Here is a 24,905-nt window from a genome sequence, read left to right as displayed (position 1 = left end):
GTTACTCCGCCGCGCGGTGGCCGGGGAAATCGACCACCTCGCCGCCCTTGGCCTCGGCCCCGGTGATCGCCTCGCGCATCAGCGCCGCAAGCACCCGGACATTGGGTTCCAGCACCATGGAATCATGGGTCCCCGGCACCTCATGAACCTCCACACCGGGCACCACGCTGCCCCAGTCGTTGTCCTCCAGCACATAGGCCCGTTCGGAATTGACCATGCGCCCACCCGACACTCGCCACTTGCCGCTAAGCGGCGGGCGGTACAGCACCAGCCGCCCGTCCCATGGGCGCAGCCTGTAGCGCCCGACGGCGGCAAGGAAGGCCGCCTCGATCTCGGCGTTGTGAAAGCCGTGGTCGTGGGTTTCCACGCTGGCGCGGCGCTTGGCGATTTCCCAGCGGATGCGGTTGCGTGCCCAGATCAGCGGATAGAACACGCCCTTTGCCCGCGCCTCGGCCAGCTGAATGATCAGCCGGTCGCGTAGCTCTAGCGGACGGCGCACCGGCAGCGGCGTATCGAGCAGCACGCACAGCGCCACCTCTTCGCCCGCAATTTCAAGCTGGCGCGCGATCTCATAGGCGGTGATGCCACCCCCCGAGAAGCCCCCGATCATATACGGCCCTTCGGGCTGCACCTGACGCATTTCAGCGATGTAATCGCGAGCTATTGCCTCGATATCGTCATGCGGGGCTTCGCCGCCATACAAGCCCTTGGCCTGAAGGCCATAGAACGGCCGGTCGGCCCCGAGCAGATGCGCAAGGTGGCGCAGGTTCAGCACATTGCCGAACATCCCCGCCACAAGAAAGAACGGACGGCGCGGCCCGCCCTCGCCATCATGCATCGGCACCAGATGGGTGAACCGCCGTTCAGGGGCGGTTGGCGCATCATCGCTGTCGACAAGGCCAGTCTGCGCGATGATCAGCGCGGCGCATTTGCGGATGGTCGGGGCCTCGAACAGCACCGAGATCGGGAACTCCACCCGGAAGGTCTTGCGCACCATGCTGAACAGCCGCACCGCGATCAGGCTGTGCCCGCCAAGGTCAAAGAAGCTGTCGTCGATGCCGACCTGCCGCACCCCCAGCAGATCCTGCCAGAACCCCGCAAGCGTGCGTTCCACATCGTTTTCGGGCGCGACGAAATCGCCGTCGAGCTGCGGACGCTCAAAGCTTTGCGCCTCGGCCCGTTCGGCGGTGCTGGCGGCATTCTGCGCCACCAACTGCCCCAGATCCATCGACGAGACCACCACCTGCGGCGCGCCCAGCGCCAGCGCACGGGCGAACGCCTCGGCGCCTTCCTGCGGCAGGATGCCCTGGCTGAGATTATGGGCAAGGCGTTCTTCGGCGGCAGACAGCGGCTGCGCCTCGGTCTCGTCGGTTTCCAGCTCGGCGGCGGAGAGGCGCGGGGCGCTGTGCAACACGTCGGCCTGCGCCAGCTTGTGGATGGTAAAGCCGCTGATTTCCACCAACACCGCGCCCTCGGGGGTGCAAAGCGTGATGTCGAAACTGGCGGTTTCAGACGCGGCGCGATTGTCGGCGGCGCTGCGCACCCAGCTAACGATACGATCGGTCAGCGGCGCATGGACGCGCACGCGGGCATAGCTGACCGGCACCCAGAGGTGCGTCGGCTGGTAGCCCTCGATCAGCTCCATCGCCCAGCCGGTGGCGATGTCCATCAGCGCCGGGTGCAGCAGGCAGCCATCGTCCTTTGCGGCCTCGGCCAGCGACAGATCGGCGATGCCCTCGCCAGCGCCTAGCGCACGGCTGTCGAGCACCTTCCAGCGCGGGCCAAAGGCAAGAAGCACCTCTTGCGCGGTGGTCAGCTTGCCGCCGCGTGCCGGTGCGCCGCAGCGGTCGCGGATCGCGGCAAGATCCAGCGGCTCGGGCCGCGCCATCGGCATCAGCGCCAGCCGCCCCTGCGCACAGATCGCATGGCCGCGTTTGCCGCCAATCGTCGCATCGGCGAGCACATCGAACCCGTAGCCTTCGCCCCGCCGGGTCAGGCGGACGCGGATATCGCGGCTTCCGGTGTCGGCGACGCGCAGCGGGCGCAGAAACGCCAGATCGCGGATCTCGAACCCCGCCGGTTCGCCTTGCGCGCGCAGCGCTTCGGCGGCAAGTGCCAAATAGCCGGTGCCGGGCAGCAGCGCATCGCCTGCCTTGGTGCGATGCTCGTCGATGATCCAGTCGCTGGAGGAATATTGCGCGGTGAACAGCCGGTTGCCACGGGCGTCAAAGGTCTTGCCCTGCAGCAACGGCACCTTTGCCGGTTCGACAGGCGCTTGCGGGGCCTCGCCACGCCGGGCGGCGACGGCTTCTGCGGCCATGCCGACCTCGTTCCAGATGCCCCAGTTGATCGCGACAACCCGCGTCTTGCCGCCCGCCCGCGACGCGGCAAAGGCGTTGAGGTATTCATTCGCGGCAACGTAATCGACCTGCCCCGCCGGCGCGGTCACCGTCGAGGACGAGGCGAACAGCGCCATCCAGTCCAGCGCACCATCGGGGAACAGGGTGGCAAGCACCTGCGTGCCGTGGATCTTGGGCGTGAACACGTCTTCGACGCTGGCCGGGGATTTGGCCAGCAGTGGGCCGTCATCGATCACGCCCGCGCCATGGATGACGCCGGTGATCTTACCCAGCTGCGCCTCGATCTCGTCACGCACGGCGCGCATCTGGCCTTCGTTGCAGACATCGGCGGCAAAACTGGCCACCGTCGCACCCGCCGCTTCGAGGCTGCGCACCGCGCGGATGCGCCGTGCCGTGGCGTCTTGCGGTGCGTGGCGCGACAGGTAGTCCGACCAATGCAGCCGATCCGGCAGCGCGCCGCGCGCCACCAGCGCGATGTTTGCCCCCTGCGCCGCGAGCGATTGCGCCAGCGTCAGGCCAATGCCGCCAAAGCCACCGGTGATCAGCACGGTGCCGCCTTGCGGCACTTCGGGCGCGGGCAACGCCACTGGCAGCATCGCACATTCATAGCGTTTCGCGCCGCGCAGCGCGGCGATGGCGCCCGAGGGTTCCGACAGCAGCTCCTCAAGCAGTTGCGAGGTGAGCGACTCCAGTGCCGCATCCCGCACCGCCTGCGCCTTGCGATGGCCAAAAATCCCCGCCTGCGCCGCGACCGGCAGCGTCAGATCGCAGGTCGACACGCTCACCCCCGGCAATTCGCGCGGCAGGACGCGGGCGGGCCCGGCGATGGTCGCCTTGACCGGATAGGGCAGCGCCTCGTCACGCACCCGCGCCGCGCCGCTGGTCAGCACCGACAGGTGCAGCGGGCGGGGCAGGTTTTCCTCGGCTATGGCCTGCGCGAGGAACAGCAGCGAATAGAACCCCTGTTCTTGCAGACGGTGCAGGAAGCTTGAACCGGGGCGGTGGCTTTCCCCCTCCGTCACCATCCACAGATGGGCGATGCGCGTCGGCACATGGCCGCGCTGCGCCAGATCCCGGATCAGCAGATCATAACCTTCGCGGCCGCGTTCCGGGGCCAGCAGATAGGATGTATCCGCCAGCCGCGTGAACCTGTCTCCGGGGCGCACCTCGACCACCGTATGCCCGGCGGCGACAAGGCGGCTTGCCACGCGGGCCGCGAGCCCGGCCTCGTCCATGAACATCAGCCAGACCTGCGGGTCAGCATCGCCCAGCCCGTGATCGACATCGACAGGCGGCTGCGCGGTGCGGGGCCGCCAGACCGGCTTGTAGCCCCAATCGGCCACCTCGCCTTTGCGCATAAGGTATTGCGGCGCGCTGGCCTGCGCCTTGCCCGGCGCGATGAAATAGGGTGCGCGCTGGAAGGCATAGCCCGGCAGAACCACGCGGGCGCGGCGGGCATCACCCCAGACCTGCGCCCAGTCGATATTCGCCCCCAGCGCCCAGAGACGCCCAAGCACCTCGAACATGTGCTTGTCGTCGGCGATCCTGTCGTCGCGGTGGCGCAGCGAGGACAGCACCTGATTGGCGCTGACATCGGGGTGCTGGCGGGCCAGCGCCGACAGCGCCTTGCCCGGACCGACCTCAAGCAGGATGCGGTGTTTCGCCGCCACCGCGCCGATGCAATCGGCGAACAGCACCGTGCCGCGCAGGTGATCGACCCAGTAATCGGGCGATGTCGCCTGCTCGGGCGTCATCAGCTTGCCGGTGCGGTTCGAGGTCAGCGGGATCTGCGGCGCGTGCAGGTCGATCGACAGAAGATAGCTGCGGAACTGTTTCAGGATCGGGTCCAGCATCCGGCTGTGCGCGGCGATGTCGATGGCGATGCGCTGGCAGTCGATGTCTTCCGCCGTCAGCCGCGCCTGCAACGCTTCAAGCGCCGCGAGCGGCCCCGAGGCCACCGACAGCTCGGGCCCATTCACCACGCCAAGGTCGAGGTCATCGCCCAGCATAGGCCGCAGCTGATCGGCGGGCAGGTTCACCGACAGCATCCCCCCGGCAGGCACGGAATCAAACAGCCGCCCGCGCAGATGCACAAGGCCGATGCAATCCTCGAAGCTCATGACTCCGGCAAGGCAGGCGGCAGTGTTCTCGCCCATGGAATGCCCGGCCAGCGCGACGGGGGTGATGCCCCAGCTGATCCACAGCTGCGCCAGCGCGTATTCGCAGATCATGATCAGAGGCAGTTGCAGCGACGGGCGCTTGAGCGCCGCATCCGCCTGCGCCGGATCGGTATCGAGCCAGAGCGCCTTGATATCCGCATCCGACATCTCGGCCAGCGTCTTTAGCCCGCGATCCATCCAGTCGGCAAACTCCGGCTCTGTCTCGTAAAGATCGCGCGCCATGCCGGCATATTGCGCGCCGCCGCCGGGGAAGGTGAACACCACCTCGGGGCGATCCAGCGCGCTGTGCGAATGTACGCGGCGCGCATCGCCCTGATCCAGCAGGCGGGCGGCCTCTTCGTGGGTCTGTGCCACCACGATACGGCGCTTATCAAATGCGCGGCGGCCTTGCTTCAACGTCCATGCGACATCGGCCAGCGGCTGTTCGGGATGCGCGCGCAGATGCGCCGCCAGACGCTTGGCACCAGCGTCCAGTGCGCCGTTGCTCCGGGCCGACAGGGTCAGAATCTGGAACGGCCAGTCGCTGACCTGCGACGGGGCCTGTGCCGGAGCCTCTTGCAGCACCACATGGGCGTTGGTGCCGCCCACGCCCAGCGAGTTGACCCCAGCCCGGCGCGGATGCGCTACGCGCGGCCACGGCGTCAGCGTATCGTTGACGAGGAAGGGCGAGCCATCAAAACCGATGGCCGGGTTCGGCGCCTTATAGCCCAGAGAGGGCGGGATTTCCGCGTGGTGCAGCGCCAGTGACACCTTGATCAGGCTCGCCACGCCCGCCGCCGTATCCAGATGGCCGATGTTGGTCTTGACCGACCCGATGCGGCAATGCGCCTGCGCGTCGGATGTTTCGCGAAACGCCTGCGTCAGCGCGGCAACCTCGATCGGATCGCCCAGATAGGTGCCAGTGCCGTGGCATTCGACGTAATCCACCGTGTCCGAGCTGACCCCAGCCACCGCCTGCGCCTCGGCAATCGCCGCCGCCTGCCCATCGACCGAGGGTGCAAGATAGCCCGCCTTTTGCGCGCCGTCGTTGTTGACCGCCGACCCCTTGATCACCGCCCAGATGTGATCGCCATCGGCCCGCGCATCCGCCAGCCGCCGCAGCACCACCACCCCCGCGCCAGAGCCGAACACCGTGCCCTGTGCGCGATGATCGAAGGCATGGCAGGCGCCATCGGGCGACAGGATCTCGTTTTCCTTGTAGAGATAGCCGCGCCCCTGCGGCAGTTCGATGGTCACGCCGCCCGCCAGCGCCATGTCGCATTCGCCGTTCAGCAGCGCCTGAACCGCGTAATGCGTCGCCACAAGCGAGGTGCTGCACGCGGTTTGCAGGTTGATCGACGGGCCGTGCAGATCCAGCACATGGCTGGCCCGCGTGGTCAGGAAATCCTTGTCATTGCCGGTGTGGCGCAGCAGGAACATGCCGGTGTTCTCGACCAGATCCGGGTTCGAGCAGATGTTGAAATAGAAATACGATCCCATGCCGCAGCCGGCAAACACACCGACCTGCCCATCGAAACTGTCGGGCACATGGCCGGCGTTTTCCAGCGCCTCCCAGGCGCACTCAAGGAACTGCCGGTGCTGGGGGTCCATGATCGCGGCTTCCTTCGGGGAAAAACCGAAGAACTCCGCGTCGAACATCTCGAAATCATCCAGCGGCGCGGCGAAGGGCACGTAATCCTTGTGGCGCATCAGGCCGGGATCTTCGCCCGCCGCGCGCAGCTCTTCCTCGGTCAGCTTGCGGATCGAGGATCGCCCGGCGCGCAGATTGTCCCAATAGCGCAGGATATCGCCCGCGCCGGGAAGATGCGCCGCCATGCCGACGATGGCGATGTCGTTTTCGCCAACATGCTGATCCTGCAATGCGTTCATCCGATAACCCCGCCACATGGGCTGCTAAAAATCCTGAGCCCTGCTAACAGAGGAATAGGGGCGAATTGCGGCACCTTCTAGTTATTCAAAGCACCCGCGCCATAATTCACCATGCCATTGGATGGGGACCGTTATGGCACGAAGACCAATCCGGCGCAGTCATGGAATCGCTTCCATTTGAGCGACAAGGTTCAGCCCCCAAGCCCCGCCAGCGCCACGATCACCGACCAGTTGAGCCAGCCCGCCAGCGCGCCGAGCCCCAGCCCCACCCCGGCAAAGATTGCATCATGCAGCGGATCCCACGCACCCATGCGCCGCGCCAGCCACACCACCACCGGATAGGCCAGCACGTAGGCCGCGCCGATGCCCAGAAGCGCCCCCAGCAGACCTGCGGTTTCCAGCCCGGTCAACACGCAGCCGATCATCAGCAGTGCCCGCGCAAAGGCCAGCACGAAGAAGGTCTTGCTGTCGCCCGCCGCCAGCGCCGCCTGATCATAGGTCTGCACGATGATCTGCGGCATCTGCATGCAGGCGATGATCACGGTGACCGCCCCCGCTGCAAGGTAGCGCTCATCATACATCACATCGACCAGCCAGTTGCCAGCGCAGGCTAGCACGCCGACCATGACCATCAGCAGCGCGGTGACGATCAGTCGCATCCGGCGCAGACGCAGGAAATTCTGCTGGCTCTCTCGCGGCGGGGTCTCGCGATAGATCGGTATGAGAATGCGGCGCGTCACCATGCCGCCCAGCAGCATCGGAAAGGCCGCAAGGAAATAGCCGATGTTGTAGAGGCCCAGCAGATCCAGCGTCAGCCATTTGCCCATCAGAATCTTGTCGGACTGGCTGAAGAAGAATCCGCAGACCGTCGACAGAAAGATCCACTTGCCGAAATGCACCAGTTCAAGGCGGGCCGCGCGCTCCCAGCGAAAGCGGTTGGGCGCACCCGGAAGGAAGGCCCAGTTGATCGCAACCTCGACGACGCAGGAGACAAGGCCGCTGATCACCAGCGCCCAGACCGATCCAGTCAGCCACGCCAGCCCGATGGCCACCACCAGCCCCGACACCTGCGTGACCATGTCCAGCAGCGTCACCCGCCCCAGCAGCAGATGCCGGTTCGCCGTGTCCATCCGGGTCGGTCGAAACCCCATGATCAGCATCGACAGCGCCGCCACGGGCAGCATGTGCAACAGCTGCGGCTCGTCATAGAATTGCGCCATCGGCCAAGCCAGCACCGCGCCAGCCAGCGCCAGCCCCGCCCCGCGCAACACCTGTATCGACCACGCGGTGTTGAGGAAATCCTCGTCATCGCCGCGCTTGCTTTGCAGGATCGCCGTAGTGGTGCCCACATCGGAAAACTGCTGAAGCCCCATCATGAACACCGACACCAGCGCCATCAGGCCAAAGGCTTCGGGAAACAGCAGCCGCGTCAGCACGAGGTTCGACAGCAGCCGCATGCCCTGATTGAAGCCAAAGCCCCCCACCGTCAGCAGCGACGAGCGCACCGCCCGCGCGGCAATGGAACTGCCCTGAAAGCGCTGGCGCATCACCGCGATCATCTCCCGCGGCTCCACTCGCCAGAGGCGGGACGCAGCCGCACGGCCAGCGCCACGCTCGTATAGACGGCAAAGCCCAGTGGATCGCGCAGCGCCAGCCGCAGCTTGTCCGCCACCGCAAAGCCCGGCTTGTCATCGTTGCAAAGCAGGTCGGGATACCTCTGTTCGATCTCCGCGACCCCCGCATCCTGACGACGCCGCACCCTGACCAGATTGGCAAACCCTTCGGCAATTGGCCAGTCGTAAGGCGCGCTGACGCCGATGCGTTCGCGCGGAGCAAAACACAGCCGCACGAACGTGTCGTCCGAGATGATCGCAGGCCAGTCGCCCCAGCGGGCGCGCCCCTCGGCATTCACCGCGAACACCCCGCAGCCGGGCACGCCCTGCGTCATGAACGGAACCCGCGCCCAAAACCGCGCATAGGCGCGCGACACCGCGCCGCGCGCGGTGATCCTGACCCGCCCGCTGGCATAGCGCGGGCCGGGCTCCTTCAGCGCCGCGCCAAGCTGGGCCAGCAGATCGTGGCTCACCGTCACATCCGCATCAAGATAAACCCGCACCGCCCCGCGCGCTGCCGCGTCTCCGGCACCAAGCGCGCCAAGCTTGCCGCCCGTCGCCTGCTCGATCACCTCAAGCGTCCAGCGCCGCGCGGCGAACTCTGGCGCGCAGGCGCGTGCACGCGCGGCAGTGTCGTCGCGGCAGCCATTGGCGATCACGATCACCTGCACCGTGCCCTCAAATATCGACGCGCACAGCGACCGAAGGCAGGCGCCGATCAGCGCCGCCTCGTTGCTGGCCGGAAGGATCACCGAAATCGCCGGGCTTCCGGGATTCTCGCTCTGATCGCTCATTTGCGTATTAAACCCGCCACACTCGGGCGTTTTCATCGCCCTCCGGGCAAAGAGGTGCCATCAAACTGTGGCCAAAGAATGAATAACCGGGAAAGCTTGGCCAAACATCCGCGATGCCACGCGCGGGAACGGCCTGTAAGCAGGGGGATCGGTGTCGCAGCGATTGCGAATCGGGTATCTCGTGCCCCAATTTCCGGGGCAGACGCATATCTTTTTCTGGCGCGAGCTGCGTGCGCTGGAACAGATGGGCCACAGGGTCCAGCTGTTGTCGACTCGTATGCCCCCGCCGGGGCTGATCGCGCATGACTGGTCGCAAGAGGCCATCGCGCGAACCATCTATCTTGGCCAGATGAAACCGCATCTTGCGGCAAAGGCCGCAGCGGCGCTGCTGCCACAGGGGCTGCTACGCTGGACCCTGCGCGAAGGTCCGGGTTTCGCGCGGGATGTGGCGATGACCCTCTCCGCCGCGCAGGCGCTTCGGACATTGGCCGACAGCCAGCAGCTTGACCACGTTCACGTGCAGTCCTGCGGGCGCGCCGCGCTGATCGCGGCGCTGGCGCACAAGCTCGGCGGCCCCGGCTATTCGCTGACCCTGCACGGGCCGCTGTCGGATTACGGGCCGGGGCAGCGGTTCAAATGGTCGGGGGCGAAATTCGCCACCATCATCACCCACAAGCTGCTGAACGAGATGCGCGAAGAGATGCCTCAGGCGCTTCCGGCGCGGCTCTATGTGCGCCCGATGGGGGTCGACACCGAGACCCTGAAGCGCGAGACTCCCTACCAGCCCCCGGTAAAGGGCCGCCCGGTGCGGCTGTTTTCCTGCGGGCGGCTGAACGTGGTCAAAGGGCATCAGGATCTGATGTCCGCGGTGCGTCAGCTGCTCGATCAGGGGGTCGACGTCCGGCTGGAAATCGCCGGCGAGGACGACGCGGGCGGCGATGGCTTCCGCAAGGAGCTAGAAGCCCATCTGCGCAAGCTGCGGCTACAGGATCACGTCAAGCTGCTGGGCGCGATCGACGCCGGAGCGGTCAAGGCCAAGCTGCTCGAAGCGCATGTCTTTGTGCTGGCCTCGTGGCACGAACCGCTGGGCGTGGCATATATGGAGGCGATGGCCTGCGGCGTGCCGACCATCGGCACCGACGCGGGCGGCGTGCGCGAGCTGATCGACGACGGGCGCAACGGCAAGCTGGTCGCCCCTAAGGAGCCGACGCAACTGGCCCGCGCCATCAAGGAACTGGCGCAGAACCCTGAAAGCGCCGCGCGTTTTTCGGCCGCGGGCCGCGCCCATGTCGAGGCGCATTTCCGATCCGATCTCGGGGCACAAACCCTGATCGAAGGCATCCTGTCGGGCGATCAGAACGGCGGGGCGTAGCCCGGTGCGCCCAGCCCCAGAACCTGCATCGGCGGCCCCGATGACGGCACCAGCGCGGTCGACTCTGTCGCGACGCAATAGCTCAGGCCAAAATCGCTGTCCTCCGCAAGGCTGGCCTGCGGGGTGTCGGCGCCGCGCGCCGGGCCGCTAGGCAGCACCCCGAGATCCAGCAGCGCTTCGGCAAGGTGCAGCCTGCCCTCCGGGTCCATCGCCAGAACCCCCGGTGCACGCTCGTTCTCGCCGACGATCAGCATGTAAGGCACATCGCCCAGCTGGCGCACCGTCATCTCGCGCGGGGCGTGCAGGCCCAGCCTCTCGCCAAAATCGACCCGGCTGGTTTCGATCAGCCTGTCATCGTCGAGAATGCGCCATGCGACCAGCATGTCCTTCTCGCGGCTGACGCCCAACAGGTAGGGCACACCGCCGGTCTGCACGATGTCCAGCGTCAGCATCCGCCCCAGATCTTCTCCGAGATTAGCGATGTTGTGCATCGCGCCGCCGACATCCCAGCGCAGCACGGAAATACCGCCGGCGCTACGCCCGTTGAAGAGCAGATCTTCGTGGCTGGCAAACGCCTGTGTCTCGGCCAGCCGCTGGTTTTCCAGCGAGGACCAGCCAAAGGATTCGCGCTCTTCGTGCAATTCGGCCCATGCCGCTTCGGTCTGCCAGAAAATCGCCGCCTCTTCCGATGTCGCCTCGGCCCAGAACGAGCCGAACGGTGCGTCAGCGGGCGCGTCGCGCTCCGGCGACCAGACGGTTTGATCCGCGACGATTGCGTCGTTGCGGGATGCGGAAAACAATGAGGACAGCATGACACCGATACTCCAGCCCAAGGGACGTGATGCCCCAAGGATCGGAGTCGCGGTTGGCGCAAGTTGTGCCCAAACCGGGCAAAAGCGCGGTGATTGCCCCGGATTTAGCTACAATCCGGGGCGAATGCCTAGAGCATGCTTGGCAGCACCTGATCGGGCGGGCGGTGGCCGTCGGCAAAGGTCTTGATATTCAGCAGGACCTTTTCACCCATCTCCAGCCGCCCTTCGAGCGTGCTCGATCCCATATGCGGGGTCATCGCCACATTCGGCAGGTTCACCAGCTCGGGGTTGCCCCGGATGCCATGCTGGTAGACGTCAAGGCCCGCTCCGGCCAGCTCCTTGGCCTTGATCATCCGCGTCAGGGCGCTTTCGTCGATGACCTCGCCGCGCGAGGTGTTGACGATGACCGCCGAGGGTTTCATCAGCTTCAGCCGCCGCGCGTTCAGCAGATGGAAGGTCGACGGCGTGTGCGGGCAATTCACCGAGATCACATCCATCCGCGCGACCATCTGGTCGATGCTTTCCCAATAGGTGGCTTCCAGCGCGTCTTCGGTTTCCGGGCGCAGGCGGCGACGGTTGTGGTAATGGATCTGCATACCAAAGGCATTGGCGCGTTTCGCCACCGCCTGACCGATGCGGCCCATGCCAAGGATGCCCAGCCGTTTGCCGCCCAGACGGGTGCCCAGAAACGCCGTCGGGGCCCAGCCGTCCCATTCGCCGGCCTGCATGACCCGCAAGCCTTCCTGCATCCGACGCATCACCGCCAGCATCAGGCCCATGACCATGTCGGCGGTATCGTCGGTCATCACACCGGGGGTGTTGGACACCAGAATGCCGCGACGCCGGGCAGTTTCGACGTCGATGTGATCGACCCCCGCGCCGTAATTGGCGATCAGCTTGAGCCCTTCGCCGGCCTGAGCGATCAGCCCCGCATCGATATTGTCGGTGATGGTCGGCACCAGCACGTCGCAATCGGCCATGGCGGCGGCAAGCTGGGCGCGAGTCATCGGCGCATCGTCTTCGCGCAAGGTGACGTTGAACAGCTCGCTCAGACGTGTCTCGACCGCTTCGGGCAAGCGTCGCGTCACGACAACACTCAGGCGTTTTGTCGGCATGGTCCGGCTCCCCTCCCTATCCATCACGCAGGCTTGCTGGCACACTGCCCCGGTCTGCTGCGGGGCACAAGAACCCCGCCTGCAAAAATCGAGCGGGACGACTGGAATGAGACAATTCGCCATGGTTGCGGGGGCTTTCCTGCTTCTGGTGTCCGGTGCGACAGCCGGGGCCACCGAAGAACGTGGCGCGGTCACCAATCTTCCGCTGCCGCGGTTCGTCTCGCTCAAGGCGTCCGAGGCGAATGCCCGGCGCGGCCCTTCGCTGACCCATCGCATCGACTGGGTGTTCCTGCGCCGCGACATGCCGCTGGAAATCACCGCCGAATACGGGCACTGGCGACAGGTGCGCGATGTCGATGGCGCGGGCGGCTGGATCCATTATTCGCTGCTCTCAGGTGTGCGCACCGCGCTGGTTCAGAAAGACATGCTGGAACTGCACAGCCGCGCCGCCGAAGACACGCCGGTCACCGTCAAGCTGGCGCTTGGCGTTATCGCGGAGCTGGGCGATTGCACCGAAAGCTGGTGCGAGCTGTCGGCGGGTGGCTATGAGGGCTGGGCCCCAAAAACCGCGATCTGGGGCGTCGGGCCGGACGAGATCCGCAACTAGGCGGTCTGCATCAGCAGCGTGGCTTCGGGTCGGCATCGGTGCCATGGCGCGGTCCGCCTATGGCCTTCTGCCTCGGGTCGGCTGGGCCGGCGGCCATGATCCAAAGCCGGAATTGGGTTGCAAAGAAAAGATTTTTTTCGCGCGCCCTGCATGCGCGGCTCCTCCGGCGGAGCCGGTGGCAAGCACCAGAGACTGTGCGCTAAAACTCTGGCTCACAGGCCAGAGGCCGGCACGATGGCTCCCGGCGCGTCGGCAAATCCGAGCCCTTCGATCGACACCAGCACCACCCGCCCCGCAGGCCCCGTCGTGACAAGCCGCGCCCCGTCGCGGGTGAAATCATATTCCCCCTGCGCCCCGGGCAGCAGCACCACATCCTCACCCGCGCCCCCATGCAGGCTGTCGTCGCCACCGCCAGAGACCAGCGTATCATTGCCGCCGCCGCCGATCAGCACGTCTTCTTCCACCGTGCCCTCCAGCCGCGCGCCGCCCGCCGGGGCTGCCCGGACCACGCCATCGGCAAAGGCCAGCGCATCGCGTTGCTCCCACCCCGACGGGCCGGTGGCGTTGTAGCTCATCAGCATGTCCCAGCGCGGATTTTCGTCATCCAGATGCCGCAGCGCCCCCCAGCTGCCCCATTTCGACGGTGGCGCAACGTCGACAAAGGCGTTGAACAGCGTGCCGCCCGCCGAGATCCAGCCGCTCAGCAGCCCTTTGTAGAGCTTGGCCATTTCCGGCGCATAGTTGAGGTATTCAAAGAACCCCGTCAGCCGCTCATCCTCGACCCGCCCGGCCTGCGCCGCGACATGGGTGCCGCCCTCGTACATCACCAGCCGCAGCCCGGCGGTGTCGGCCACCGCCGCGTGATAGGGCAGGATCTCTTCGACCAGTTCCTTGAGCGAGCCTTCCTGCAAGGCCAGCGCCACCGGCGCAACGGCGGCCTCGAAACGGTGCGCACTGACGTATTCGCGCAGAGCCACGCGGCGCAGCCCCTCGGCTTCGCCCGCCGCCACCGCCTCGGCTTCGGACCGTTCGAGCCATGCGTCGATGCGCGGCGCCATCTCTGCGCCGCCCATCTCGTAGCCGAAATAGCCCGCCACGGCGTAGGCATCGAAATCCTCTTGCGGGGAATGGCCCAGTTGCAGGTAGGCCAGCGGCGCGACAAGAATGTTCTCCTCCAGCCCCGGCCAGCCGGTGTGGGTCGCCACGACCCGTTCAAGCCGTGCCTCGGCCTCCTCGCCGTAGACCTTCGACCACAGCCGCATCATCTGCGCCGCGCGCAGCCCGTAATACTGAACCCAGCCGGTCTCGGAGCGCCCCCACAGCGCATCCGCCTGCATTTCCGCCCAGCCCGCTTGCGGAAAAATATGGTTCCAGACCTCGTTGGAATATTCCACATGCGCCTTCAGCCGCGGGTCCAGCCCGGCCTTCACCGTTTCAGCAAAGCGCCGCACATAGTCGTCATTGGCCATATGCGGCATGTTGAACCACGGGTCGGCGCCGATCTGGTTGGCCAGCGCGATCATCGCTTCCAGCGGCACGCCCCACGAGGTCCAGGTGTAATCCGACAGGCGCGGGCGGTCAGACCAGCTCTGCACCACAGAGCCGTTGGTCATCATCCAGTCCATGAACCGCACCAACCGCAGGTCTTTGATCCGCGCGATCCACAGCGGGTCAAATATCACCCCCGCTTCGAACAGCGGCAACTGGTCTTCGCGCACCACATGGATGTTGCGGATCGGATCATCCGGATCGGTGGCCGAAATCGAGATCCCCACCGACCCCTCGCCCGGCGTGTAGTGAAACCGCGCTACGCCCTGTTCGTAGCCGACCCGCCGCGCCCGGCCGGTCAGTTCCAGATCGCCCTTGCCATCCCACATCACCACGTAGCTGCCGCGCAGGTAGTCGGCATCCTCGGGCATGTCGGTTAGCAGCAGCGCCTCAAGCCGCTCGACCCCGTCGGGGATGCGCAGCGGCCAGCCGTTGTCATCCAGCACGCCCATCGCGCGCAGTTCGTCGATGGTCACCCCGCCCCACTGGCCGGGCAGATGCCCCACCCATTCGCGGGCGGATTTCATCAGATCGACAAAGGGCGCCTGCGTCGACCAGTCGGCAAGGCCGTTCAGCCCCATGCCCAGCGCCGGAAGCCCCTCGGGCCGCGCCCCCGGCGCAGGCAACGCCACCTGCCCGCGCTGCGGCAAGGGGATGTCGGCGTCGATTGCGCCCTCCTCGGCGGTCGCGCGCAGAGGGGGCGAAGCGGGGGCCAAGCTCGCCTCGGGGAACGGATCGGCGGCGCGCACCGCCTGCCAGACAGACTCGGCCAGCGCCGGATAGGCCGCGATCACCTCGGGCGCGACGCCAGTCGGGATGTAGCCTGCCGGGGGCGGAGCCTCGTAAAGCGCGGCATAGGCGATCATCGCGGCAAGGAAATACAGCGTCGGCGTGCCATGCGGATCGGCATCGACATACAGCGCCTCAACAGGCAGTTTCGCCAGCGCCCCGCCGTCGCCCAGCAGCCCGGCCAGAACCGAGGCAATGGGCATCAGCCGCACATCCGCCTCGGGCCGCGCTGCACGCAGATCTGCGACAAGCCGAAGGTACCAGTCGTGATAATCGGCTGCATTGAAGGCCTGATACCGCAAAAGCGCACGATCCGGCGGCGGAAAGCGGCCCGTGACCGAGGACATCTCGGCCCAGCCCTCGTAGATCCAGACTGGCGTTCCCGGCGCATGCCCGACCGTCCAGTCCAGCACTTTCAACGTCGCGCCCAAGGGCGACTCGTCGCGAGGATTGTCGCCATCATAGGGCGCATCGGGGGCCTGATACTGGATGAAATTCGCCGGCGTGATCAGCACGGCCTCAAGCCCGGCATCGCCGAACGCCCCTCGCCCCGGATCCCACGCCCCGCGCACCCCGGCGATGCTCCAGCCCGGTCGCGGCGGCAACGACTCGGCGAAATTGCGCAGGAACCCCCATTGCCCGCTAAGCGTCAGCCGCCGATCATCGACTGCCGCCATCTGCGCCAGCCAATAGGGCACGTTGGTATGGTCCTGTTCACCAAGGTAGTGCACCAGTGAATTGCCGAAAACATAGACATCGGCCTCGCTGCGCCCCTCGGCCTCCGCACAAACCGGAAGAACCGCCATCACGGCGGCACGGCAGACATTGTTCAGCACAAGATACCCTTTCCACGGCCCACTCGAAGCATAGGAGGCAGGATACGTTCCGCTCAACCCCTCTCCAATGGATGCTGCGGTGCGGCGCGACATTCCGCGCCAAGCTGGTCATTTTGCGGGTTTTCATTTGCCGCGCCGCGCGTATAGTCCGCGATATGACGAAGAATGGCCATATCTCTCTGCCCGCCACTGCGCCCCGCGCAGGCATGGCGCTTGGCCTGCGTCTTCTGCTAATTCGCCTCTGAGCGCGCAATTCCCGGCGCGGACGCTCAGAGGAGACCCGTTTCGCGCCGGCGAAACAACTAGCGGACGAAGACACCTCAAGGAATCCAGACATGACTGACCAGGCTCAGGCAGCGGGCAAGGACCGCGTCTATATTTTCGACACCACGCTTCGCGATGGCGAACAGTCGCCCGGCGCGACCATGACCCATGACGAAAAGCTCGAAATCGCCGAGCTGCTCGAAGACATGGGCGTCGACATCATCGAAGCGGGCTTTCCCATTGCCTCCGAAGGCGATTTCGCCGCCGTCTCCGAGATTTCGAAGCGCTCGAAAGACTCGGTGATCTGCGGCCTCGCCCGTGCCCAGACCGGCGACATCGACCGCTGCTGGGAGGCGGTGCGCAACGCTCCGCGCCCGCGCATCCACACCTTCATCGGCACATCGCCGCTGCATCGTGCCATTCCGAACCTCACGATGGACGAGATGGCCGACCGCATCCACCAGACCGTCACCCACGCGCGCAACCTGTGCGACAACGTGCAATGGTCGCCAATGGACGCAACCCGCACCGAATGGGATTACCTCTGCCGCGTGGTCGAGATCGCCATCAAGGCGGGCGCCACCACCATCAACATCCCCGATACCGTGGGATACACCGCCCCCAATGAAAGCGCCGAGCTGATCCGCAAGCTGATCGCCACCGTGCCCGGCGCCGACGAGATCATCTTTGCCACCCATTGCCACAACGACCTTGGCCTTGCGACCGCCAATGCGCTCGCCGCGGTCGAGGGCGGCGCACGGCAGATCGAATGCACCATCAACGGGCTGGGTGAACGGGCTGGCAACACTGCGCTTGAAGAAGTGGTCATGGCGCTGCGCACCCGCGGCGACATCATGCCGTTCTACACCAATGTGGAAACGAAGAAGATCATGCACATCTCGCGCCGGGTGTCGGCGGTCTCGGGCTTTCCCGTGCAGTTCAACAAGGCCATCGTCGGCAAGAACGCCTTTGCGCATGAATCCGGTATCCACCAAGACGGCATGCTCAAGAACAAGGAAACCTTCGAGATCATGCGCCCTGAGGATGTCGGCCTTGCAGGCACCTCGCTGCCGCTCGGCAAGCATTCGGGCCGCGCTGCGCTGCGTGCCAAGCTCAAGGATCTTGGCGTCGAAGTTGGCGACAACCAGCTCAAGGACATCTTCGTTCGGTTCAAGGATCTCGCCGACCGCAAGAAAGAGGTCTACGACGATGACATCCTCGCGCTTGTCACCGCCCATCTCGCCGAGGATCAGGGCAATCACCTTGAGATCGTGTCGCTGAAGGTGATCTGCGGCACGGCGGGACAGGCCGAAGCGGTGCTCGAGATGGAAGTCGGCGGCCAAGAGACGAGCGCGGATGAATTCGGCGACGGTCCGGTGGATGCGACCTTCAAGGCGGTGCGCAAGCTCTACCCGAACAAGGCGCGGCTTCAGCTCTATCAGGTGAATGCCGTCACCGAAGGCACCGATGCGCAGGCGACGGTATCCGTGCGTCTCGAAGAGGACGGAAAGATCGCGACCGGCCAGTCCGCCGATACCGACACGGTGGTCGCTTCCGCCCGCGCCTACGTGAACGCGCTGAACCGCCTGCATGTCCGCCGCAGCAAGACCGGCTCGGACGTCAAGGAAATCAGCTACAAAGACCTGCACTGACACCGGAGCGGCGCCTTGATCCGGGCGCCGCGCCCGGCCTGATCGCCGGATGCCTCCGGCGGGGATATTTAGGGTCAGAAGAAACCGGGCGCAGCGCCTTGTCTTCTTCTGGCAGAAAATATTCCGGGGGAGGCTCCGCAAGGAGGCGGGGGCAGCGCCCCCCTCTACCCTTTTTATCCGGACCCACGCCGGATCATGGCTCAAGCGCAGCCTTGCGCAGCTTGATGGTGACCGTCACACGATGAAGCGTCCATCATCCTGAAAGGAACCGATGAAGGCAGGCTCCTCCGGATAGCGAATGGCTTCCCCGTCGTAGACCTGCCCTCCTGCGCGAACACCTCAGCGGCAGCTAGCCCCTGCCGGATCACGGCAGGGACGTCAGTTTATGTCGTTGATCTGCGCAAAATCGAGTTCATCGACCGTGCTGACCCAAATGCCCTCAATCGTCCTTGAGACAATAGCGTCATCGCCGAAGTCGCCATTCTTGGACGCGATGACTCCCACGGCCCCGAGCTTTTTGCCCGCCGGTATCGGCCTCTGTTTCTGACAGCGAGATATCAAATCCCGCTTCACTTACGCTGTCGTAAGTGCGCGGTCACGAAATACCTGCCGTTCTGTATGTTGAGCATCGCACAGACCAGCGTGTTGCCGCCTCGCAGATCGCCGTGGAAGCTCCCCTGATGCTCACACTCGGTGCCCGGCAGGCCTCCATACCGCACCGTTCATCGTCTTGACGTGGGTGAGCAGCACCGGATTGCGATACTCTCGCAGCGGAGCAACCGTCACCGGATCGATGGGCACCGACAGGGCGCCGCGTTCGCCGAGAGGGTTACCCAGATAGGCGAATACGTCTGCGCCCAGTGCATTGGCCAGCATGCCTTGCAAAGTCATCGTGCTGCTGTTGACGCTGACCACAGCATTGCTGCCCTCCAGCCTGTGCGCCTCCAGCAGTTCGTCGCCCGCACCGCCGCACTCTATATCCAGACACGCCCTGTCGGGCCGCGCGTCGGTTCCGGCGAAACCAAGGTCGATTGCCCGGACTGTGGTCAGCACTTCGCCACCTTGCGCGATTAAGCTGATCGCGCCGCAGCCAGCGCGCAAAGATCACCTTGCCCGGTGACGAAAACGCTAATCGCCAGCACCCGCAAAACGCACCTGGCCCGCCCGGCAATGCTACCTCACCGTGTTTCAGCAGGTCTCCGCCCGAGGTCAGAAAGAGAATACCGCCATCAACTGCTGCGCCCGCCAAGACCAAAAAATGGTCGCGGATACTGCCTGCCTCGTATTGCTTTTCAATGCCTTAGACCACCCGCCCCATGCCGATCGACAGCGCCAGCGTGCGGATCCGTATCAAGCGCGCAACATCGGCGCTGATGCTGCGGACCTGGGCAAGCTCACCGGACTGGCTGTCCGCTCGATCTCCTCGGGCGTGTCGCATTGCGACAGCCGCTGGCGTCGATCAGCGCCTGCTGGTCTTCGGCCAGATCGGGCATGATTGCGGGCGCAAACAGAGTCGCCTCATAGGCTAGCAGCAGCCCGTCGTCGAAGGTCAGCTCGAACATCCCTGCACCGAGGGCTGAGGCGAGGCCGCTCTCGGTCACGCTGTCGCCGGGGAAAAGCCCAGACCGCACGCCGCAGTCTCAAAGCTGCGCAGTTCTGCCACATCCGCGCCAGCCGCATCATGGCATTCTGACGTGTCTCTGCCTTCAAGCCTGTCGGTGAAATCAAGCACCTGCTGGCTTTCGAGCAGATCGCGGGAGAAAATGCCCGGCGCGGACCCCGCATTTTCGTCGGACAGCGCGACAGCCGACACCGCATCGAGGCTAACGAGGAAGATGTCGTTGCCGGTGCCGCCGATGAACGCGCTGCCAAAGGCGAATACGCATAACTCGGCAAGGCCGAACAGCTATGGCGGGATTTACCATGTAACGCCGCCAGCTGACGGCGACCGACCTGCGCAAGTCGTCCTCCCGGATAACCGGCATCAAGACCATCGCCCTGCCCGAAGCTGCCGAAGCGGAGGAACCCATACCTATCGCCCAATCACGCCCCCCCCCCGCGCAGCACCACGGTTACGCTGCCCGGCTAGGCTCGCTGCAAGACGGCTGTCCGACCAGCGCCCTCAATATCAACTCTCTGCGTCGCAGCCTCAGCGCGCGCACCAGAGACCTCGGCCCGCCCGAACATGGGCCGATCTGCGGGTCCAGAATCCCGACACCTGCCCGCAAGGTGCCGCGCCCCATCTTCATCTTGCCCGATAAACTCCGGGGGGAGCGCGCCGCGCGGGGGGCTGGCCCCCCCTCTGCCCTCTCCCCCGAGGCGCGGTGTCAGCCCATCCGTTCCGATGCGTATTCCCCCGGAGACGCCGGGAACACCACCGTTTTGTCACCGTTCAGGAACACCCGCCGATGGATATGCGCGTGGATCGCCCGGCTCAGCACCGCCGATTCCACATCGCGCCCAAGCGAGACATAATCCCCCGGAGATTGCGCGTGGGTCACCCGCACCGTGTCCTGCTCGATGATCGGCCCTTCATCCAGATCCGCGGTCACATAATGCGACGTCGCCCCGATCAGCTTCACCCCCCGCTCGAACGCCTGCTTGTAAGGGTTGGCCCCTTTGAAAGACGGCAGAAACGAGTGGTGAATGTTGATGATCCGCCCCGACATCTCGCGGCACATCTCATCCGACAGGATCTGCATATAGCGCGCCAGCACGATCAGCTCGGCCCCGGCATCGCGCACGACCCGCATGATCTCGGCCTCGGCCTCGGGCTTGTTCTGTGGCGTCACCTTGATGCAATGGAACGGAATGTCATGGTTCACCACGACCTTCTGATAATCCATGTGATTGCTCACCACCGCCACGATGTCGATGGGCAGCGCCCCGATGCGCCAGCGGTACAGCAGATCGTTCAGGCAATGCCCGAACCGCGACACCATGATCACCACCTTCATCTTTTGCGACGGATCGTGGAAAGCAAACTCTGCCTCCAGCCGCTCGGCCAGTGGCGCAAAACTGCTCGCAAGCCCCTCGCGCGTTGCGCCCTGCTCAGAGGCAAAGCTGAGCCGCATGAAGAAACGGTCGTTCTCGATATCCGAGAACTGCGAGCTGTCGTGAATGTTGCAGCCCTGCTCGGTGAGGAACGCCGAGATCGCGGCCACGATGCCCGGTCGCACCGGGCAGGAGACGGTCAGAAGGATACGGGACATACGCGTGCCTTTCAGGGCGCTTCGGCGGCGAGTTCTCGCGCGCCGGTCTTGAGCAGGTCGAGGATATGCGGTGCAAAGCTGTTCCAGCAATCGATGCGGAACGCGTCCGGGGCATCGCGCCACAGGATCACCGTCACCCCGTCGAACACCGTGCGTCGGCCCGATCCGGGCGCGATCTTGGCAATATCGCGCGGGCAGCCAAGGGTCAGCAACTCGGCAGCGCGCGGCCCGTCGATCACGAAGCTGACCTCGCGCGCCGAGACATTCACCAGACTGTGCGGCTGCGTGGCATAAAGCGCAGACAGCGCGGCCTCGACCGCCCCGGCATCCGCCAACGACGTGTGCAGCATCCACTCATCAGGGCCAAGGCGCAGCGTCTCGCGCTCCCCGGCGCTGGCGCGACTGCCCAGCGGGCCGCCCAGGGACAGCCCCAGCGCCGCCTCGAACGGCGCAAGATTTTCCCGCAGACGCAGCGAAAAGCGGCTGCGCGGCGCAGCCATCGCGATCCGCACAGCGGCGGTCTCGGCCAGAAAGTCGGATTGGGACGTCAGGGCATTCATGCGGCAACTCCTTGATCGGCGGGGATCTTCAGGCGGCTGTTTTCCGGGTCGGCAAAGACGGTCGAGGTGATTTTGGCGGCGATGGTGCGGTCCGGCATCGGGATATAGACGGTTTGGCCCATGCGCCCGTGCCCGCCCGCAACCAGCGCCAGCGCGATGGGATGGCCGGTGGTGCCCACGTCGTAAGACGAGGTCACATGCCCCACCATGGTCATCGGAACCGGCTGGGCCGCGTCAAAGACGATCTGCGCCCCCTCTTCGAGCTTGGAGCCATCCTCGGTCAGCAGGCCAACCAGTTGCTTGCGCCCCTCTGCCACCAGATCGGGCCGCGCAAGGCCGCGCTTGCCGACAAAATCGGGCTTGGATTTGCCCACGGCCCAACCCATGCCCGCATCATAGGGCGTAACCGTGCCGTCGGTGTCCTGACCGACGATGATATAGCCCTTTTCGGCCCGAAGTACGTGCATGGTTTCCGTGCCATAGGGGGTGATGCCATAGGGTTGCCCGGCCTCCCACAGCGTTTCCCACAGCTTGCGGCCCATCGGCGCGGGCACGTTGACCTCGAACCCGATCTCGCCGGTAAAGCTGACGCGGAACAGCCGCGCCGGCATCCCCGCAACGGTGCATTCCACGCAGGACATATGCGGGAACGCCTCTTCGGTCAGGGTCACATCGGTCAGCGGTTGCAGCAGCTTTGCCGCCATCGGACCGTTGAGCGCGATGGTCGACCATTCCTCGGTGGTCGAGGTCAACCAGACATTGAGGTCGGGCCATTCGGTCTGAAGGTAATCCTCCATCATGTTCAGCACCCGCGCCGCACCGCCGGTGGTGGTGGTGACGTGGAATTTGTCCTGCCCCATACGCCCGATGACACCATCGTCGCGGATGAAGCCATCGTCGCCGCACAGCAGGCCATAGCGGCAACGCCCGACGCCCAGCTTGGTCCATGGGTTGGTGTACATGCGGTTCATGAATTCCACCGCATCGGGGCCGACGACCTCGATCTTGCCCAGCGTCGAGGCATCGAAGATGCCGACCGAGGCGCGGGTGGCGGCGCATTCGCGGCGCACCGCATCATCCATGCTTTCGCCGGATTGCGGGAAATACCACGCCCGGCGCCACTGCGCGACCGGTTCGAACGCCGCGCCGTGCTCTTGCGCCCAAGCGTCGATCTGGGTCTTGCGGGTGACCTCGAAATGATGGCCACGATGATAGCCCGCAAATGCGCCGAAGGTGGTTGGCGTGTAGGGCGGGCGGAAGGTGGTCAGGCCGACCTGCGGCTGCTTGCGGCCCAGCGCGTCGGACGCGATGTTCAGCCCGTTGATGTTGGACATCTTGCCCTGATCGGTCGCCATGCCGTTGGTGGTGTAGCGCTTGACGTGCTCGATCGAGCGCATACCTTCGCGCACCGCAAGCCGCAGATCCTTGGCGGTCACGTCGTTCTGGAAATCGACAAAGGCCTTGGCCTTGCCGGCAGACAGATCGGTCGGCAGTTCCTTCATCGAGATGCCGGTGCCGGTGCGGTCCTGCGCAACGCCATAGACGTTTGCCGCCCCGGCCTTGCCCAGCGCCGCCGCCGCCGCGCGGCCCTTTTCAGCGCCGTCGTTCAGCGCCGCCTCGATGCCCCAAAGCCCGCGGCTTGCGCCCGCGATGACGCAGTCTTCGGGCGTTTCGTCGGGCAGGAAGGTGGTGCGGTCTTCGTCCCATGCCAGCTTGCCCTTGGTGTGCGAGAACAGGTGCAGCGACGGTGTCCAGCCGCCCGACATCAGCACCGCATCGCAGGAGATCTCCTCTCCGGCTTCGACACTGCCGCCGGAAACCGGGTTCACCCGCAGCGATTTCACCCGCAGGCGGCCCTTGGTCGCCGTCGCGGTATGCGACAGCTTGACCGGGATACCACGCGCCCGCGCCTGCGCCAGCAGGGTTTCCGGGACGCCTTCGCGCAGATCGACGATGGCTTGCACCTTGGCCCCGGCATCGGCCAGATCGAAGGCCGCAAACCACGCGCTGTCATGGCTGGTGATCACCACGGGGCGCTTGCCGACAAGCACCCCGTAGCGGTTGAGATAGGTCTGCGCCGCCCCGGCCAGCATCACGCCGGGGCGATCGTTGCCATGGAACACCAGCGGCTTTTCCAGCGCGCCCTGCGCCAGAACCACCTGCCCGGCGCGCACCCGCCACAGCCGCTCGCGCGGGGTGTCATCGGGCAGTTGCGCCAGATGGTCGGTCAGCTTTTCACACAGGCCGATCATGTTCTGATGGTAATAGGCAATCGCCGTGGTGCGGGTCATGACCTTGACGCCAGCCGCCTTCAGCGCCGCCAGTTCGGTGGCGATCCAGTCCCATGCGGGCGCGCCGTCGATCACCGCCTGCGGTTCGGACAGCAGCGTGCCGCCGATTTCGGCGTTCTCGTCGACCAGCACAACGCTGAGCCCCTCGGCGCAGGCCGCCTTGGCCGCTGCGATGCCAGACGGGCCCGCCCCCACCACCAGCACATCGACATGCAGGTTGCGCGAAGCGTAAAGATCGGGGTCTTCCTCGGTCGGGCTGACGCCAAGGCCAGCGGCGGCGCGGATGAACGGCTCGTACACCTTGTCCCAGAAGCTGCGCGGCCACATGAAGGTCTTGTAATAGAAGCCCGCCGAAAACAGCATGTAGGCGGCATCATTCACCGCGCCGATGTCGAATTTCAGGCTTGGGTACTTGTTCTGCGCGTTGGTCTGAAGGCCTTCATAGATCTCCTGCACCGTGGCACGGGTGTTCGGCTCGAACCGGCCCGGCCCGCGGCGGGTGCCGATCAGCGCGTTGGGCTCTTCGCTGCCAGCGGCCACGGCGCCGCGCGGGCGGTGATATTTGAACGAGCGCCCCATCAGGTGCACGCCATGCGCCAGCAGCGCCGAGGCAACGGTATCGCCGCGCCCGCCGGTATAGGCCCGGCCTTCGAAGGTGAAGCTGACCGGGCGCGAAAGATCGACCCGGCCCTTGCCGGGAACGCGATAGTGGCTCATTTGCCGCCCTCCGCCGAGGTTTCAAGAAGGCTGTCCAGCGCCGGGCGCGGGGCGCCTGCCGGATAGGTTGTCACGAACTTGTCGGACACGGTGTCGCGCACCGCGTTGAAGAACCGCCCGCAGCCGTGCAGGTGCCGCCAGCGTTCATAATGCAGGCCCTTGACGTTGGCGCGCATGAACAGGAATTCCGCCCAGTCTTCGTCGCTGACCTCCGAAGGGTTCTGCGGGCGGGCAATATGCGCCTCGCCAGCGTAGGCGAATTCCAGTTCGGGCAGGGTTTCGTTGCAGTAAGGGCAATGGATCAGAAGCATGTT

15 protein-coding genes are annotated in these 24,905 nt (G+C 65.5%); 3 read left to right on the top strand and 12 right to left on the bottom strand.

Features of this window, described 5'->3' with window-relative positions:
- Position 1: 1 nt before the first annotated feature.
- From KO516_RS01365 to KO516_RS01355, 3 genes are all read right to left on the bottom strand, one after another.
- Positions 2-6,409, bottom strand: a complete 6,408-nt coding sequence (locus KO516_RS01365) for a type I polyketide synthase (protein ID WP_216002009.1) — start codon at positions 6,407-6,409, stop codon at positions 2-4.
- Positions 6,410-6,600: 191 nt separating this feature from the next.
- Entirely contained in the window at positions 6,601-7,968 is a 1,368-nt protein-coding gene (locus KO516_RS01360) for an oligosaccharide flippase family protein (RefSeq protein ID WP_216002008.1), read from the bottom strand.
- On the bottom strand, positions 7,965-8,816 hold the full coding sequence (locus KO516_RS01355; RefSeq protein WP_216002007.1) for a glycosyltransferase family 2 protein: 852 nt from the start codon (positions 8,814-8,816) through the stop codon (positions 7,965-7,967). Before KO516_RS01355 ends, KO516_RS01360 begins: the two co-directional genes overlap by 4 nt.
- A 163-nt stretch (positions 8,817-8,979) precedes the next feature.
- Here KO516_RS01355 and epsE point away from each other — a divergent pair, with 163 nt between their 5' ends.
- Positions 8,980-10,188, top strand: a complete 1,209-nt coding sequence (epsE, locus tag KO516_RS01350; RefSeq protein ID WP_216002086.1) for an exopolysaccharide biosynthesis GT4 family glycosyltransferase EpsE — start codon at positions 8,980-8,982, stop codon at positions 10,186-10,188.
- On the opposite strand, the gene KO516_RS01345 is transcribed toward epsE, so the two are convergent.
- Positions 10,170-11,000, bottom strand: coding sequence for a hypothetical protein (locus tag KO516_RS01345; RefSeq protein ID WP_216002006.1), 831 nt, complete (start codon positions 10,998-11,000; stop codon positions 10,170-10,172). The genes epsE and KO516_RS01345 overlap by 19 nt on opposite strands.
- Positions 11,001-11,128: 128 nt before the next feature.
- Positions 11,129-12,115, bottom strand: coding sequence for a D-glycerate dehydrogenase (locus KO516_RS01340; RefSeq protein WP_216002005.1), 987 nt, complete (start codon positions 12,113-12,115; stop codon positions 11,129-11,131).
- A 106-nt stretch (positions 12,116-12,221) separates the two neighbouring features.
- Between KO516_RS01340 and KO516_RS01335 the strand changes: the two genes are divergently transcribed.
- A complete protein-coding gene (locus KO516_RS01335) occupies positions 12,222-12,722 on the top strand; it encodes an SH3 domain-containing protein (RefSeq protein ID WP_216002004.1) in 501 nt (166 codons plus the stop codon).
- 212 nt (positions 12,723-12,934) lie between these two features.
- Here KO516_RS01335 and KO516_RS01330 read toward each other — a convergent pair whose 3' ends face one another.
- Entirely contained in the window at positions 12,935-15,865 is a 2,931-nt protein-coding gene (locus KO516_RS01330; RefSeq protein WP_216002085.1) for a calcium-binding protein, read from the bottom strand.
- A 365-nt stretch (positions 15,866-16,230) separates the two neighbouring features.
- On the opposite strand from KO516_RS01330, the gene KO516_RS01325 reads away from it, so the two are divergent.
- Complete coding sequence (locus tag KO516_RS01325) at positions 16,231-17,811, top strand: 2-isopropylmalate synthase (protein ID WP_216002003.1); 1,581 nt, start codon at positions 16,231-16,233, stop codon at positions 17,809-17,811.
- A 684-nt stretch (positions 17,812-18,495) separates the two neighbouring features.
- On the opposite strand, the gene KO516_RS01320 is transcribed toward KO516_RS01325, so the two are convergent.
- The 6 genes from KO516_RS01320 to KO516_RS01295 all read right to left on the bottom strand — a co-directional run bounded on the left by KO516_RS01320 (position 18,496) and on the right by KO516_RS01295 (position 24,902).
- Complete coding sequence (locus KO516_RS01320; RefSeq protein WP_216002002.1) at positions 18,496-18,864, bottom strand: hypothetical protein; 369 nt, start codon at positions 18,862-18,864, stop codon at positions 18,496-18,498.
- Between the two features lie 341 nt (positions 18,865-19,205).
- Complete coding sequence (locus KO516_RS01315) at positions 19,206-19,442, bottom strand: hypothetical protein (protein ID WP_216002001.1); 237 nt, start codon at positions 19,440-19,442, stop codon at positions 19,206-19,208.
- A 696-nt stretch (positions 19,443-20,138) separates the two neighbouring features.
- On the bottom strand, positions 20,139-21,023 hold the full coding sequence (purU, locus tag KO516_RS01310; RefSeq protein WP_216002000.1) for a formyltetrahydrofolate deformylase: 885 nt from the start codon (positions 21,021-21,023) through the stop codon (positions 20,139-20,141).
- Between the two features lie 11 nt (positions 21,024-21,034).
- A complete protein-coding gene (locus KO516_RS01305) occupies positions 21,035-21,583 on the bottom strand; it encodes a sarcosine oxidase subunit gamma (protein WP_216001999.1) in 549 nt (182 codons plus the stop codon).
- Positions 21,580-24,591, bottom strand: a complete 3,012-nt coding sequence (locus KO516_RS01300) for a sarcosine oxidase subunit alpha (protein WP_216001998.1) — start codon at positions 24,589-24,591, stop codon at positions 21,580-21,582. The genes KO516_RS01305 and KO516_RS01300 overlap by 4 nt, the downstream gene beginning before the upstream one ends.
- On the bottom strand, positions 24,588-24,902 hold the full coding sequence (locus tag KO516_RS01295) for a sarcosine oxidase subunit delta (protein ID WP_216001997.1): 315 nt from the start codon (positions 24,900-24,902) through the stop codon (positions 24,588-24,590). The genes KO516_RS01300 and KO516_RS01295 overlap by 4 nt, the downstream gene beginning before the upstream one ends.
- Positions 24,903-24,905 lie beyond the last annotated feature (3 nt).

The organism is Citreicella sp. C3M06 (assembly GCF_018860705.1).
GTDB lineage: Bacteria > Pseudomonadota > Alphaproteobacteria > Rhodobacterales > Rhodobacteraceae > Salipiger.
The sequence above is the reverse complement of the archived record's forward strand: the minus strand, read 5'-3'. Positions and strand labels throughout refer to the sequence as shown.